The 12,847-nt window shown below is 65.6% G+C and carries 13 protein-coding genes; 5 read left to right on the forward strand and 8 right to left on the reverse strand.

Features of this window, described 5'->3' with window-relative positions; all coding sequences use genetic code 11:
* Nucleotides 1–27: 27 nt before the first annotated feature.
* A complete protein-coding gene (locus HDC29_RS05035) occupies nucleotides 28–1,341 on the forward strand; it encodes an MFS transporter (RefSeq protein WP_179495020.1) in 1,314 nt (437 codons plus the stop codon).
* Here the strand turns inward: HDC29_RS05035 and HDC29_RS05040 are convergent.
* From HDC29_RS05040 to HDC29_RS05050, 3 genes are all read right to left on the reverse strand, one after another.
* Entirely contained in the window at nucleotides 1,338–1,928 is a 591-nt protein-coding gene (locus HDC29_RS05040; RefSeq protein WP_179495022.1) for an NADPH-dependent FMN reductase, read from the reverse strand. The two genes, HDC29_RS05035 and HDC29_RS05040, sit on opposite strands and share 4 nt — an antisense overlap.
* A gap of 56 nt (nucleotides 1,929–1,984) precedes the next feature.
* A complete protein-coding gene (locus HDC29_RS05045; RefSeq protein ID WP_179495024.1) occupies nucleotides 1,985–2,728 on the reverse strand; it encodes a class I SAM-dependent methyltransferase in 744 nt (247 codons plus the stop codon).
* 92 nt (nucleotides 2,729–2,820) lie between these two features.
* Nucleotides 2,821–4,110 carry an adenylosuccinate synthase gene (locus HDC29_RS05050; RefSeq protein WP_179495026.1) on the reverse strand — a complete coding sequence of 430 codons (1,290 nt, stop codon included), beginning with the start codon at nucleotides 4,108–4,110 and terminating at the stop codon, nucleotides 2,821–2,823.
* Between the two features lie 149 nt (nucleotides 4,111–4,259).
* Here HDC29_RS05050 and HDC29_RS05055 point away from each other — a divergent pair, with 149 nt between their 5' ends.
* Both HDC29_RS05055 and HDC29_RS05060 read left to right on the forward strand, forming a co-directional pair.
* Nucleotides 4,260–5,204, forward strand: coding sequence for an alpha/beta hydrolase (locus tag HDC29_RS05055; protein ID WP_179495028.1), 945 nt, complete (start codon nucleotides 4,260–4,262; stop codon nucleotides 5,202–5,204).
* 113 nt (nucleotides 5,205–5,317) lie between these two features.
* Nucleotides 5,318–5,695 (forward strand): DOPA 4,5-dioxygenase family protein, encoded by a 378-nt coding sequence (locus HDC29_RS05060; protein WP_179495030.1) that lies wholly within the window; start codon nucleotides 5,318–5,320, stop codon nucleotides 5,693–5,695.
* On the opposite strand, the gene HDC29_RS05065 is transcribed toward HDC29_RS05060, so the two are convergent.
* The 3 genes from HDC29_RS05065 to HDC29_RS05075 all read right to left on the reverse strand — a co-directional run bounded on the left by HDC29_RS05065 (nucleotide 5,692) and on the right by HDC29_RS05075 (nucleotide 9,768).
* Nucleotides 5,692–6,804: an ATP phosphoribosyltransferase regulatory subunit gene (locus HDC29_RS05065; RefSeq protein WP_179495032.1), complete on the reverse strand. Its 1,113-nt coding sequence runs from the start codon at nucleotides 6,802–6,804 to the stop codon at nucleotides 5,692–5,694. The genes HDC29_RS05060 and HDC29_RS05065 overlap by 4 nt on opposite strands.
* Before the next feature lie 141 nt (nucleotides 6,805–6,945).
* A complete protein-coding gene (serA, locus tag HDC29_RS05070; RefSeq protein WP_179495034.1) occupies nucleotides 6,946–8,532 on the reverse strand; it encodes a phosphoglycerate dehydrogenase in 1,587 nt (528 codons plus the stop codon).
* 105 nt (nucleotides 8,533–8,637) lie between these two features.
* On the reverse strand, nucleotides 8,638–9,768 hold the full coding sequence (locus tag HDC29_RS05075; RefSeq protein ID WP_373562757.1) for a phosphoserine transaminase: 1,131 nt from the start codon (nucleotides 9,766–9,768) through the stop codon (nucleotides 8,638–8,640).
* Nucleotides 9,769–9,936: 168 nt separating this feature from the next.
* Here HDC29_RS05075 and HDC29_RS05080 point away from each other — a divergent pair, with 168 nt between their 5' ends.
* Nucleotides 9,937–10,638 (forward strand): extensin family protein, encoded by a 702-nt coding sequence (locus HDC29_RS05080; protein WP_179495036.1) that lies wholly within the window; start codon nucleotides 9,937–9,939, stop codon nucleotides 10,636–10,638.
* Nucleotides 10,639–10,846: 208 nt separating this feature from the next.
* The gene (locus tag HDC29_RS05085; protein WP_179495038.1) at nucleotides 10,847–11,719 is read left to right on the forward strand and encodes an LOG family protein; all 873 of its coding nucleotides are present in this window, start codon (nucleotides 10,847–10,849) and stop codon (nucleotides 11,717–11,719) included.
* 25 nt (nucleotides 11,720–11,744) lie between these two features.
* Here HDC29_RS05085 and HDC29_RS05090 read toward each other — a convergent pair whose 3' ends face one another.
* Nucleotides 11,745–12,173 (reverse strand): cytochrome c family protein, encoded by a 429-nt coding sequence (locus tag HDC29_RS05090; protein WP_179495040.1) that lies wholly within the window; start codon nucleotides 12,171–12,173, stop codon nucleotides 11,745–11,747.
* Nucleotides 12,173–12,823, reverse strand: a complete 651-nt coding sequence (locus tag HDC29_RS05095; protein ID WP_179495042.1) for a cytochrome c family protein — start codon at nucleotides 12,821–12,823, stop codon at nucleotides 12,173–12,175. Before HDC29_RS05095 ends, HDC29_RS05090 begins: the two co-directional genes overlap by 1 nt.
* Nucleotides 12,824–12,847: the final 24 nt, after the last annotated feature.

A 12,847-nucleotide genomic window follows, 5' to 3' on the forward strand; every position in this document is an offset into this window, starting at 1 on the left:
CTGCTCCGATGGCGGCGGGAGAGATAAATGACTGACAAGGCCGTTCCGACCCCGGGCATCGCTTCGATCCCCGACACCGGTGTTTCCGCGCAGACGCGGACGATGCTCTGGATCCTGCTGATCGTCTATATCTTCAATTTCCTCGACCGGCAGATCGTCAATATCCTTGCCGAACCGATAAAGGGCGATCTGGGGCTTTCGGACACCGAACTCGGCCTGCTGGCCGGTCCCGCATTCGCCGTCTTCTATGCGCTGCTCGGTATCCCGATCGCGCGCTATGCCGACAAGGAGGGAACGAACCGCGTCCGGCTGATCGCGCTCGCGCTCGCCATCTGGTCGGCGATGACTGCGGTGTGCGGCCTCGCGCAGAATTTCGTGCAATTGCTCGTCGCGCGTATCGGCGTGGGCGTGGGCGAGGCAGGGTGCACGCCCGCCGCGCATTCGCTGATTTCGGACAGCGTCGCGCCCGAAAAACGATCATCGGCGATCGCGTTTTACGGACTCGGCGTGCCGATCGGTTCGCTGCTCGGGCTGATACTCGGCGGGATCGTGAACGACCTTTACGGCTGGCGTATCGCATTGATGCTCGTCGGGGCGCCCGGGCTGTTGCTCGCGCTGGTGGTGCTGTTCCTGATGCGCGAACCACGGCATCACCGGCCGGCCGAGGCGGCGGCAACCGCCTCGCCAGCGCAGCTTCCCGCGCGCGAGGCGATGCGCGAAATCCTTTCCTCGCGCGCTTTCGTCTACATATTGATCGCGGCCTCGGTCACCGCCTTCCTCGGCTATGGCAAGGCGCTGTGGACGATCAGCTTCTTCATTCGCAGCCACGGTCTGTCGACGACTGAAGCGGGATTGTCGATGGCGGTCGTGCTGGGGCTGGCAGGGGTGTTCGGCACCTGGCTCGGCGGGAAATGCGCCGACGTCTACGGCAAGCGCGACAAGCGGCATATCCTGACCTTGCCAGCCTATGGCATGGCCATCGGCGCCCCGATCCTCTTTCTCGGTTATCAGATGGCCGATTGGCGCGTCGCGGTCGCGCTCCTGATCGTGCCGACCATCCTCAACTCGGCCTATTATGGTCCCGCCTATGCCTGCGTACAGGGGCTGGTGCGGCCGCAGGCGCGCGCGGTCGCCGCGTCGATCATGCTGTTCGGACAGAATCTGATAGGGCTCGGCTTCGGACCGTTCCTGTTCGGCGTGCTGTCGGACGCGCTCGCACCCACCTATGGCGAGGAAAGCGTACGCTACGTCCTCTACGGTGCCGCGTGGCTCGGCCTGATCCCCGCCTTCTTCTTCTGGCGCGCCAGCCTGCGCCTCGCCGCCGAACTCAAGTCGGGTTAATAGGGCGGATCGACCTTGGCGCGCTGCATCTTGGCGGCGTCGATCCACCAGTTGAGGTCGTCGGCGAAGCGCGGGAACAACCGTTCGAGCTGCCTGCCCTCGTCGCCTGCGGGTAGGCCGTCGCCATCAAAGGCCTTGCCGATGCGCGCGACGGGCAGGATCGACGAGATGACCGCCATCCCCATCTCGCCCAAAATGTCGCGCCACCCCATCATCGACCGTACTCCGGCGAAAGAGCCCGCTGAGTAGCAGGCGATCGCCGCGGGGCGCCAGAACCATTCCTCCAGATAATGGTCGGTCAAATTCTTGAGGCCGGGCTGTGGCCCCCAATTATATTCGCCGGTGACGAACAGGAAGCCATCGGCGGCGCGGATCTTGCCCGCGAGTTCCTCCATCTCCGCCGGCGCCTCGCCCTTCGGATATTCCTTGTACATGCGGTCGAGCATCGGCAGATCGACCGCCTTGGCGTCGATGAGCTCGGCGCTGTCGCCGCGTGCGCCGATTGCATCGACGAGCCAGCGCGCGAGTTTGACGCCCTGCCGGTCGCGGCGATAACTGCCATAGAAGACGAGGATTTGGCGCGACATGGGCTCACCTTGATCGATTGGCGTCGCCGGCACCCTAGGCTCTTCGTCGCGCGATGTCAGCCGCGTGGCATACGGCCGATGAGCGTGCCCTTTGTGCCCGACCGGTCGAACGCGAAATCGATCTGCGGCCAGCGTTTCTGCCAGCGTCGCGCGACGAGGCGTTCGCCTGGCCGCGCCGCGTCGTCGAGCAGGATTCGCGCGCCGTCCGCAAGCCGCGGGAAAAGCGATTCGGCCGCGCCGCGCACCAGCGGATGCAAGGCCCAGGGCGGGCCGTCGATCACGAGCATACCGATGTCGCTGGGCACGTCGTAAAGTTGGTACCAAAGACCGGGCCACTCGCCGGGCGGCAGCCCGAGCGGCGCGTGGCGGAGGTCCGCGGATATGCCCTGACTGGCGAGCCAGCGCGCCGTGGAGGTGACGAATTCCTGATGCTGATCGAAGCTTATGAACCGTCCGCCGCCGAATTTCGCGAGCGCCTTGGCGATGACGAGGCTGCTCGCCCCACAGCCCAGTTCGACGACGACCGCTGGGCGCAGTTCTTCGATCGCATCGACGATATGCGACAGGAAACGCGTGTCGGCCTTCCAGCTACCGAGATGCGGCAGGGCATCGTCGGCAAGGTCGAGGCGGCGGAGCAACGCGGCTTTTTCCGCCTTTCGTCCGCCCCATAGCGACCGCAACAGCCATGGCCACTGGAGGGCGCCAAAGGCGACGACTTCCAGTCGCTCGCGCGCCGGACGCGGCAGGGCGTCATAGATATCGGGACGCGCGAGAAAGTGCGTCGGGTCGCGGCTTGTCATCCATAGCCAGCTAAGCGCTGCGGATGGCAGTTCAGTGACGGCGGGCCTGATTGCGCCCGGCTGCCGCGTCCACGGGACGACCGGCGCTTTCCTCAGTCGCTGAAGGGATCGCGGATCAGGATCGTGTCTTCGCGCTCGGGGCTGGTCGACACCAGCGCGATCGGGGTTTCGATCAGCTCCTGCACGCGCTGGATATATTTGATCGCCTGCGCCGGCAGGTCGGCATAGCTGCGCGCGCCTGCGGTCGATTCGTGCCAACCGTCCATTTCCTCGTAGATTGGCTCGACCTCGGCCTGATCGGCGGCGTGGCTCGGGAAATAATCGAGGATCTTGCCGCGCAGGCGATAGCCGGTGCAGATGCGGATCGTGTCGAAGCCGTCGAGCACGTCGAGCTTGGTGAGCGCGACGCCGGTGACGCCCGACACCGCGCAGCTCTGGCGCACGAGCACGGCGTCGAACCAGCCGCAGCGGCGCTTGCGGCCGGTGACGGTGCCAAATTCATGACCGCGTTCGCCGAGTTTCTGGCCGATTTCGTCCTCGAGCTCGGTCGGGAAAGGGCCGCTGCCGACGCGCGTCGTATAGGCCTTGGCGATGCCGAGCACGAAGCCGACGGCGCCGGGGCCGAGGCCCGAGCCCGATGCGGCGGTGCCGCTGACGGTATTCGAGCTGGTGACGAAGGGGTAGGTGCCGTGATCGACGTCGAGCAGCACGCCTTGCGCGCCCTCGAACAGGATGCGCGCGCCGGCCTTGCGGACCTTCTTCAGGCGCTTCCAGACGGGCTGGGCATATTCGAGGACATAGTCGGCGATTTCGGCGAGGTCGGCGATCAGCCGTTCGCGGTCGATCGGCGGCTCGCCGAAACCTGCGCGCAATGCGTCGTGATGCGCGGTCAGGCGGTCGATCTGCGGATCGAGCTTGTCGAGATGCGCAAGGTCGCAGACGCGGATCGCGCGGCGGCCGACCTTGTCTTCATAGGCGGGGCCGATGCCGCGCCCGGTCGTGCCGATCTTGCCTGCGCCCGCGGCGGTTTCGCGCAAGGCGTCGAGATCGCGGTGGAAGGGCAGGATCAGCGCGCAATTGTCGGCAATCGCGAAATTCTCGGGGTTGATGGCAACGCCCTGACCGCGCAGCTTGGTGATCTCGTCGCGCAGCGCCCACGGGTCGAGCACGACGCCATTGCCGATGATCGACAGCGTGCCGGTGACGATGCCCGAGGGGAGCAGCGACAGCTTGTAGACCTGCTCGCCGACGACGAGCGTATGGCCGGCATTGTGACCGCCCTGAAAGCGCACCACGGCATCGGCGCGGCTGGCGAGCCAGTCGACGATCTTGCCCTTGCCCTCGTCGCCCCATTGCGACCCGATGACGGTAACATTTGCCATGATGCTGTCCTGCTGAGCGGGCCCAAAAACCGATCGTGCAAAGCCCGGCGCGGCCTTAGCGGATTTGGCCGGAGAGGCAAGGCATGGTGGCAAGTTTTTGCGACAAATCCGGCTCAGAAGGGCGCCCGCCGGGACAAGGGAGACAATCGATGACGCAGCGAAACTGGATCGGATATGCGGGCGTTGCCGCCTTTGCGGTGGCGAGCATCATGGTGCCCGGACCCTTCGCCGATGCACGCGAGACGATGCGCGAACGGGTGCGCGAGCGGCTTGCCCAAGGGATCGGCGCCGACGTCGGGCCGAAAGTGCCGGGCGGCGAGACCATTTCCTATGGCCGCGACCCGCTTCAGACGCTCGACGTCTGGCATGCCACGGGGGACAGCGGCGCCGCGCCGCTGGTCGTCTTCGTCCACGGGGGTGGATGGAAGCGCGGCGACAAGGACAATGCGACCGGGCGGTTCAAGGCGCAGCATTATCCCGCACAGGGATATGCCTTCGCCTCGATCAACTATCGCCTCGTCCCCGCCGCGACGGTCGAGCAGCAGGCGGCCGATGTCACCGCGGCGGTCAAGGCACTGGTCGATCGCGCGAACATGCTCGGCATCGACCGGCGGCGCATCGTGCTGATGGGGCATAGCGCGGGCGCGCATCTCGTCGCGCTGGTCGGCACCGACGAACGCTATCTGAAGGGCGCGGGCCTGTCCTTTGCCGACATATCCGGTGTGATCCCGATCGACGGGGCGGCCTATGATGTGGCGGCGCAGATGAAAGATGGTCCGCCGATCATGCAGAAAACCTATGTGCAGGCGTTCGGGACCGATCCGGCGCGGCAAAAAGGGGTGTCGCCGACGCAGCAAGCCGCAGCGCCCAATGCGCGGGACTTCCTGCTGCTCTATGTGCAGCGTCCCGATGGCGTGCGGCAGGCCAAAGCCTTGGGCGCAGCTCTTGAAACCGGAGGCAGCCGCGTCGAGCACGGCAGCTTTCCCGGCGAAGGGCTAAAGGGCCATGCCGAAATCAACCGCAGTCTCGGCGATCCGGCTTATGCGCCGACGGCAACGGTCGATGCGTGGTTGAAGCGGGTGTTTGGAAAATAGCCATCGTCATTGCGAGCGTAGCGAAGCAATCCAGAGCAGAGTAAGGCCGTTCTGGATTGCTTCGCTACGCTCGCAATGACGAACGAATTAGAGCGGAGCCAAGAGGAAAAGCCATGACCAACCCCGACGCTCCCTATCACGCTCATATCTATTATGATCCAGCCGAGCGGCCCGCCGCCGTCGCGCTGCGCGACGATTTCGGTGAAGATCCCGCCATTCTGTTCGTTGGCGATCTGACCGACGGCGCCGCAGGGCCGCATCCGATCGCACAATATGAGGTGCATTTTCTGGCTAAGACCGCGCCGGCAGTGATTGCGGCGATCGAGACGACGGGGCTCCGCGCGCTCGTTCATCCGCTCACCGCTGACGATCTTGCCGACCATACGACGCTGGCGCACTGGATCGGCAAAGCGGTCGAACTCGACTTGACCGTGCTCGATCCGCCCGGCGTCAACCAGGGCATCCCGCGCTTCGGACGTTCCGACTTTTAGACTTCGACCGGCCCGTCGGGGCCGAGGCGCCACCCGCAGCCGAGCGCGCGGGCGTCGTCGGTTTCGGACAGCGCCGCCACCGTCTGCCAGTCGTCGGCGCGCAGGCTGGCAGCGAGCGCGAGATCGTGGCCGAGCGGAAGGAAGATGCGGCGGTCGGCGTCGTTTTCGGCGCCAAGCCCCGCGTCGATCAGCGGATCGGGATAGAGCGAGAAGCCGATCGCCGATTCTTCCTGTTCGCCCACCGGGATCGCATAGGCGCCGCCGCGTCCGACTGCGTCGCCCTGGCCGGGAACGAAGATCTGGAAGCCGAACCAGCTCTGATACGCGAAGCCGTGGCGTTCGGTGGGGTCGAGAGTCAGCGTGACGCGGTCGCGGATGGGCGCGGCGATCGCTTCGAGCGCGGCGATACGATCGGTCAACGCACCCGATATGTCGAAGGCACGCAGGTCGGCGATAGCCTGATCGAAGGGGCCGGTCGCGCGGAGCAAAGGCAGATAGGCCTCGGCGCCGAGCCGGGTCAGCGCGCCAGCGTCCTTGGCGTCGAGCTCATCGCGGAGCTGCTGGATATCGGCATCCACCGGAAGGGGGCCGTTCGCGAGCAGGTCGACGACGTCGGGCAGGGTGAAGTCGATCGTGACGGGGCCGATGCCTGCGGCTTCGAGCGCGTCGATCGCGACGCTGACGATCTCGCGCGCCGCGGCGACGCTGTCGCTGCCGATCAGTTCGGCGCCGACCTGCAGCATCTCGCGTGCGGGACGGAGCTGGCTGGCGCGCAGCTTCACGACCTGTCCGGCGTAGCAGAGGCGCAGCGGGCGGGGCGCCTTGGCGAGCAGCGAGGTCGCGATGCGGCCAACCTGCCGCGTGATGTCGGGGCGCAGCGCGAGGGTGCGCTGCGACACCGGATCGGTGAAGCGCAGCAGGTCGCGCGTCGAGCGCTCGTCATCGCCGCCGAGCGTCTCGCGGAATTCGGCGAGCGGCGGTGCAACGCGGCCATAGCCATGCGCGCGCATGGCATCGACAAGCGCGCGGGTGACGCGCGACGCGGCTTCCGCCTGTTGGGGGAGGCGGTCACGCAAGCCTTCGGGCAGCAGGGCAGGGGCCTTGGTCATGCGTGCGGCCTTAGGATGGTCGAAGAGAGTCAACAATCCTGAATTCCGTTCGCATCGAGCGAAGTCGAGATGCCGCAAAGGCATACACCGACGATGAGTGTCTCGACTTCGCTCGACACGAACGGGGATTGAAAGGCGGATTTAGAACTTCAAACCCTTCACCGTCTTCACGCCGGGGAGCTGGCAGAGCTGCCACAGAAGCGGTTCGGGCATCGGCGAGTCAAGGCTGAGCAACAGCACCGCTTCGCCGCCAGCGCCACGGCGGCCGAGGTGGAAGGTGCCGATGTTGAGCCCCGCTTCGCCGAGCGCGGTGCCGATGCGGCCGATGAAGCCGGGCGCGTCCTCGTTGACGATATAGAGCATGTGGCCGTCGAGGTCGGCCTCGACCTTGATCCCGAACATCTCGACAAGGCGCGGGTCGCCGTTGCTGAACAGGGTGCCCGCGACCGAGCGGTCGCCCGCTTCGGTGGCGACGGTGACGCGGACGAGCGTGTGATAATCGCCGTCGCGATCATGGCGAACTTCGCGCACGTCGAGCCCGCGTTCGCGCGCGAGGTGCGGCGCGTTGACCATGTTCACGCTGTCCGAATAGCGGCGCATCAAGCCGGTGAGCACCGCAGCGGTGATCGGCTTGAGGTTGAGTTCGGCGGCGGCGCCCTCGACCTCGACCGAGATCGTCGTCAGATTGTCGTGGGCGAGCTGGCCGACAAGGCTGCCGAGCTTTTCGGCGAGGCTCATATAGGGGCGCAGCTTCGGCGCTTCCTCGGCCGACAGGCTGGGGACGTTGAGCGCGTTGGTGATGCCGCCGGTCAGCAGGTAATCCGAAATCTGTTCAGCGACCTGGATCGCGACATTGACCTGCGCTTCGTCGGTCGATGCGCCGAGGTGCGGGGTGCAGATGAAGTTGGGGGCGCTGAACAGCGGGTGGTCGGCCGCCGGCGGCTCCTGCGCGAAGACGTCGAGCGCCGCGCCGGCGACATGGCCCGACTCCAGCGCGTCCTTGAGTGCCGCTTCGTCGATCAGCCCGCCGCGCGCGCAGTTGATGATCCGCACGCCCTTCTTCGCCTTGGCGATATTTTCGGCCGAAAGGATGTTGCGCGTCTGGTCGGTCAGCGGGGTGTGCAGGGTGATGAAATCGGCCTTGGCGAGCAAGGTGTCGAGATCGGCTTTCTCGACGCCGAGTTCGATCGCGCGCTCGGGGGTCAGGAAGGGGTCGAACGCCACGACCTTCATGCGCAGGCCCAGCGCGCGTTCGGCGACGATGCTGCCGATATTGCCGCAGCCGATCAGGCCGAGCGTCTTCGAGGTCAGCTCGACGCCCATGAAGTCGTTCTTCGGCCATTTGCCCGCCTGCGTCCCGGCGTTGGCTTCGGGAATCTGGCGGGCGAGCGCGAACATCATCGCGATGGCATGTTCGGCTGTGGTGATGCTGTTGCCGAAGGGCGTGTTCATCACGATGACGCCCTTCTTCGACGCCTCGGGAATGTCGACATTGTCGACGCCGATCCCGGCGCGGCCGACGACCTTCAGGTTCGTCGCGGCGGCGAGCACGTCGGCGGTGACCTTGGTGGCCGAGCGGATCGCGAGGCCGTCATAGTCGCCGATCATCGCGATCAGCTCGTCCTTGGTCTTGCCGGTGATGACGTCGACGTCGATGCCGCGCTCCTTGAAGATCGCGGCGGCTTTGGGGTCCATCTTGTCGGAAATCAGAACTTTGGGAGCGGTCATGTCACTATTCCTCTACTCTCGTCATCCCCGCGAAAGCGGGGACCCAGTTCCAGCGTTGGCGACGGCAGCACTGGGTTCCCGCTTTCGCGGGAATGACGATGGAAATTATTTGCGGAGTTCGGCGTAGGTCCAGTCGAGCCACGGACCGAGCGCTTCGATATCGGCAGTGTCGACGGTCGCGCCGCACCAGATGCGAAGGCCCGGCGGCGCGTCGCGATATCCCGCGATGTCATAGGCCGCGCCTTCGGCTTCGAGCAGGCCAGCGAACTTCTTGATGAAATCCGCGTCGGCGCCTGCGACCGACAGGCAGACCGAGGTCTTCGAGCGGCTGGCGGGATCGGCGGCGAGGTGGCTCAGCCACTCGCGTTCCGAAACGATCTTGTCGAGCGCCGCGGCGTTCGCGTCGCTGCGGGCTTTCAGACCGTCGAGACCGCCCAGCGACTTCGCCCATTCGAGCGCGAAGATCGCATCCTCGACCGCGAGCATCGACGGGGTGTTGATTGTCTCGCCCTTGAACACGCCCTCGGCAAGCGCACCCTTGCTGACGAGGCGGAAAACCTTCGGCAGCGGCCATGCTGGGGTGTAATTCTCAAGACGTTCGACCGCGCGCGGCCCAAGGATCAGCACGCCATGGCCACCTTCGCCGCCGAGCACTTTCTGCCAGCTGAAGGTCGCGACGTCGATCTTGTCCCACGGGAGATGGTAAGCGAACACCGCGCTGGTCGCGTCGGCAAAGCTCAGCCCTTCGCGGTCGTCGGCGATCCAGTCGCCGTTCGGGACGCGGACGCCCGAAGTGGTGCCGTTCCAGGTGAAGAGCACGTCGTTCGACCAGTCGACCTCGGTCAGGTCGGGGAGCTGGCCGTAATCGGCGCGAATGACGGTCGGGTCGAGCTTGAGCTGCTTCGCAGCATCGGTGACCCAGCCCTCGCCGAAGCTTTCCCACGCGAGTGTCGTCACCGGCTTGGCGCCGAGCATCGTCCACATCGCCATCTCGAATGCGCCGGTGTCAGAGCCGGGGACAATGCCGATGCGGTGCGTGTCGGGGAGCTGCAGCATCTCGCGCATCAAGTCGATGCAATAGGCGAGGCGCGTCTTCCCGATCTTGGCGCGGTGCGAGCGGCCCAGTGATTCGGTTGCGATTTTGGAGGCGTCCCAGACCGGCGGCTTGGCGCAGGGTCCGGAAGAAAAATATGGGCGCGCAGGGCGCACTTGTGGCGTCGTCACTTCACTCATCATAGTCTCTCCTTGCAGAGAGCTCGCGCGGCGTTGGGACCGCGTGGCCCGGCGCCGCGTTTAGGGGCGGGGGCGCAACTGTCAAACAAATTGCACGGGCCGCGCGAAATTTTCGACGAGCCGATGAAAAGGTATACAGCTTGTTAACCATTTCGTCGGCAATTTGACGCCATGCCGATCCCGACCTTCTTGAAGCCCCGGATCCTGATCGCAGCCACCGTGGCGCTGGCGCTTTCCGCCTGTTTCGGGGCGCCCGAGGCGATGAAGAACGGTGGCGGGAAGCGGACGTCGGCAAGCAAGCCGAACCGCCCGCAAGTGATAGGCTCTCCCTCCTTCACCAGCGCCGAAGCCCAGCAATGCGCCTTCGACCTCAAACAGGCCGGCGTGCGCTTCACGCCGCTTCCGAACCAGGACCATGGCGGCGGCTGTACCTCGATCGACTCGATCAAGCTGCTCGACGTCGGCGTGCCGGTGTCGGGGCTCGGCGCGATGACCTGTCCGCTCGCCCGCAATTTTGCGGCCTGGGCGCAATATGCGGTGAAGCCCGCCGCACGGAAATATTTCGGGACCGAGGTCGTGAAGATCGAGACCTTCGGAACCTATAGCTGCCGTAACATCTACGGGGGCCGTTCGGGCCGCCTGTCGCAGCACGCCTATTCGAACGCGATCGATGTTTCGGGATTTGTGCTCGCCGACGGGCGCCGCATCATGCTCGACGGCGGGTGGACGGGCGACCGGTCGTCGCAGGATTTCCTCCGCGCGCTGCACAAATCGGGCTGCCGCCGCTTCGGCACCGTACTCGGCCCCGACTATAACGCCGCCCACTATAATCATTTCCATTTCGACATGAGCGGCAACGGCTACTGCCGTTAGCGACGTCCATTGCGGGCCCTTCGACTGCCTTGCAGGCGATCAGGATCAACTCGCGCATTGCGCGAGCGAAGCAATCTCCAGCCATCGGTCTCGCGCTGTCCCGCGCGCAGGAGATTGCCGCGTCGCCTGCGGCTCCTTGCAATGACGGGGAAGGGGACCTGTTGCCGCTGACTTGGCAAAGTCACGCGAAGCGGCTAGCCGCTCGCTAATGGCAGAAGATAAACAACCCCATCGTTCGCGTTTCCACAAGGCCAAGGACGACGCGCAGTTCGCCAAGCAGGCGACCACCACCCCGCAGACGGCGGACCCCGCGTACAAGCTCGCGTTTCAGGACAATGATTTCCTGTTGCGCGAGGATCTGCGTCCCGTCCGTTTCCAGCTGGAGTTGCTCAAGCCCGAGTTGCTGCTCGATGAAGCGGGGATCGAATCGACGCTCGTCGTCTATGGCTCGGCGCGCATTCCCGAACCGTCGCAGGCCGACGCGCTCGAGGCCGCGGCGACCGATGACGCCACGCGCAACATCGCGCGCCGGCTGAAGGCGAAGGCGAAATATTATGACGAGGCGCGCTCGCTCGCCCGGCTCGCAAGCCAATATCCGTGCGACGACAAGGGCTGCCGGCATTTCGTCGTATGTTCGGGCGGCGGGCCGTCGATCATGGAGGCGGCAAATCGCGGCGCCGACGACGAGGGCCGCGAATCGATCGGGCTCAACATCGTGCTGCCGCACGAGCAGGCGCCGAACCGCTTCGTTACACCGTCATTGAGCTTCCAGTTCCACTATTTCGCGCTGCGCAAGATGCACTTCCTGCTTCGCGCGCGCGCGGTCTGCGTCTTTCCGGGCGGCTTCGGCACGTTCGACGAGATGTTCGAGCTGTTGACGCTGATCCAGACCGGCAAGATCAAGCCGATCCCGATCGTGCTGTTCGGCAAGGAGTTCTGGCAGCGCGTCGTCAATTTCGAGGCGCTGGTCGAGGAGGGCGTGGTCAGTGCGCGCGACCTCGATCTCTTCCAGTTTGTCGAGACGGCGGATGAGGCGTGGAAGATCGTTACGGACTTCTACGCGAACATCGACGATCATTGACGGCCGTCGCTCTCGCGGGCGCGGCTTATTTCGACTGTTCTTCCAGATACAGGATCAGCGCCTTGCGATCGGTGGGATCGATCACGCCGGCAAAGGCCATGCGCGTGCCCGGCACATCCTTCATCGGCGCTTTCAGATAGGCGTCGAGGGCGGCCTCGTCCCAAACGCCGCCCTTTGCCTTCATCGCTCCCGAATAGGAAAAATCGGGCTTCGAGGCCACCGCAGCATCGACGACGCCGTGCAGATTGGGGCCGATGCCGTTGGATCCACCCTGTTCGGCCGTGTGGCAAGCGACGCAGCGCCGGAAGACCTGCTCGCCCATCGCCGCCGTCGGCGCAACGGCAGGGGTTTCGACCGCCGCTTCACCGCCCGGGGCGTTGTCGGCGGGGGGCTCGCTCTTGCCGCAACCGGCAAGCGCCAAGGCGCCCGCCAGCAGGACGGGCGCGAGCCGCATTATTTCTTGGCTTCGGCCGGGGCAGGGGCTGCGGCGTCCGCGGCCGGAGCTGCCGCGCCTTCGCTCGCCGGGGCCGCGGCTTCGCCTTCCGCCGGAGCGGCGCCCGCTTCCTCCGCCGCAGGTGCGGCTTCGGCGGCGGGCAGCGGCAGGTTCGACCCCTGGCTGTTCAGATAGACGATCAGGTTGGCGCGATCTTCGGGGCTGCTGAGGCCCGCGAACGACATCTTGGTGCCCGGGGCATATTTGCGCGGACTCTTCAGCCATTCGTCCATGCCAGCGAAGTCCCAATTACCTGGAACGCCCTTGAGCGCGGCCGAATAATCGAAGCCCGGAACATGGCCGTGAGGCTTGCCGAGAGCGCCCCACAGATTCGGGCCGATGCCGTTGGCGCCGCCCGAATTGACCGTGTGGCACGCAGCGCATTTCGCGAATACCGCTTCGCCCTTTGCCGGGTCGGCGGCGGCGAGGAGATTGGGGAGCGGCACGGCCGATTCGCCACCACCGGCGCCGGCTTCGGCGTCTTCGATCGGATAACCGGGCTTTTCGGGGGCATGGCTGGCGAACAGCATCTGCGACCCGATCGTCAGGCCCAGCGCGCAAATGCCGGCGAACAGTACCCAGCCGGCAATAGTATTGTTGCGATCGTCCATGCTCTAGCAGCCCCGTTAGCTGGC

The organism is Sphingopyxis sp. JAI108 (assembly GCF_013410105.1).
In the GTDB taxonomy this organism is placed as follows: Bacteria; Pseudomonadota; Alphaproteobacteria; order Sphingomonadales; family Sphingomonadaceae; genus Sphingopyxis; species Sphingopyxis chilensis.

Coding starts and splice junctions, on each gene's coding strand:
- HDC29_RS05035 (WP_179495020.1), top strand. CDS start 28: ATGACTGACAAGGCCGTTCCGACCCCGGGCATCGCTTCGATCCCCGAC.
- HDC29_RS05040 (WP_179495022.1), bottom strand. CDS start 1,928: ATGTCGCGCCAAATCCTCGTCTTCTATGGCAGTTATCGCCGCGACCGG.
- HDC29_RS05045 (WP_179495024.1), bottom strand. CDS start 2,728: ATGACAAGCCGCGACCCGACGCACTTTCTCGCGCGTCCCGATATCTAT.
- HDC29_RS05050 (WP_179495026.1), bottom strand. CDS start 4,110: ATGGCAAATGTTACCGTCATCGGGTCGCAATGGGGCGACGAGGGCAAG.
- HDC29_RS05055 (WP_179495028.1), top strand. CDS start 4,260: ATGACGCAGCGAAACTGGATCGGATATGCGGGCGTTGCCGCCTTTGCG.
- HDC29_RS05060 (WP_179495030.1), top strand. CDS start 5,318: ATGACCAACCCCGACGCTCCCTATCACGCTCATATCTATTATGATCCA.
- HDC29_RS05065 (WP_179495032.1), bottom strand. CDS start 6,804: ATGACCAAGGCCCCTGCCCTGCTGCCCGAAGGCTTGCGTGACCGCCTC.
- serA (WP_179495034.1), bottom strand. CDS start 8,532: ATGACCGCTCCCAAAGTTCTGATTTCCGACAAGATGGACCCCAAAGCC.
- HDC29_RS05075 (WP_373562757.1), bottom strand. CDS start 9,768: ATGATGAGTGAAGTGACGACGCCACAAGTGCGCCCTGCGCGCCCATAT.
- HDC29_RS05080 (WP_179495036.1), top strand. CDS start 9,937: ATGCCGATCCCGACCTTCTTGAAGCCCCGGATCCTGATCGCAGCCACC.
- HDC29_RS05085 (WP_179495038.1), top strand. CDS start 10,847: ATGGCAGAAGATAAACAACCCCATCGTTCGCGTTTCCACAAGGCCAAG.
- HDC29_RS05090 (WP_179495040.1), bottom strand. CDS start 12,173: ATGCGGCTCGCGCCCGTCCTGCTGGCGGGCGCCTTGGCGCTTGCCGGT.
- HDC29_RS05095 (WP_179495042.1), bottom strand. CDS start 12,823: ATGGACGATCGCAACAATACTATTGCCGGCTGGGTACTGTTCGCCGGC.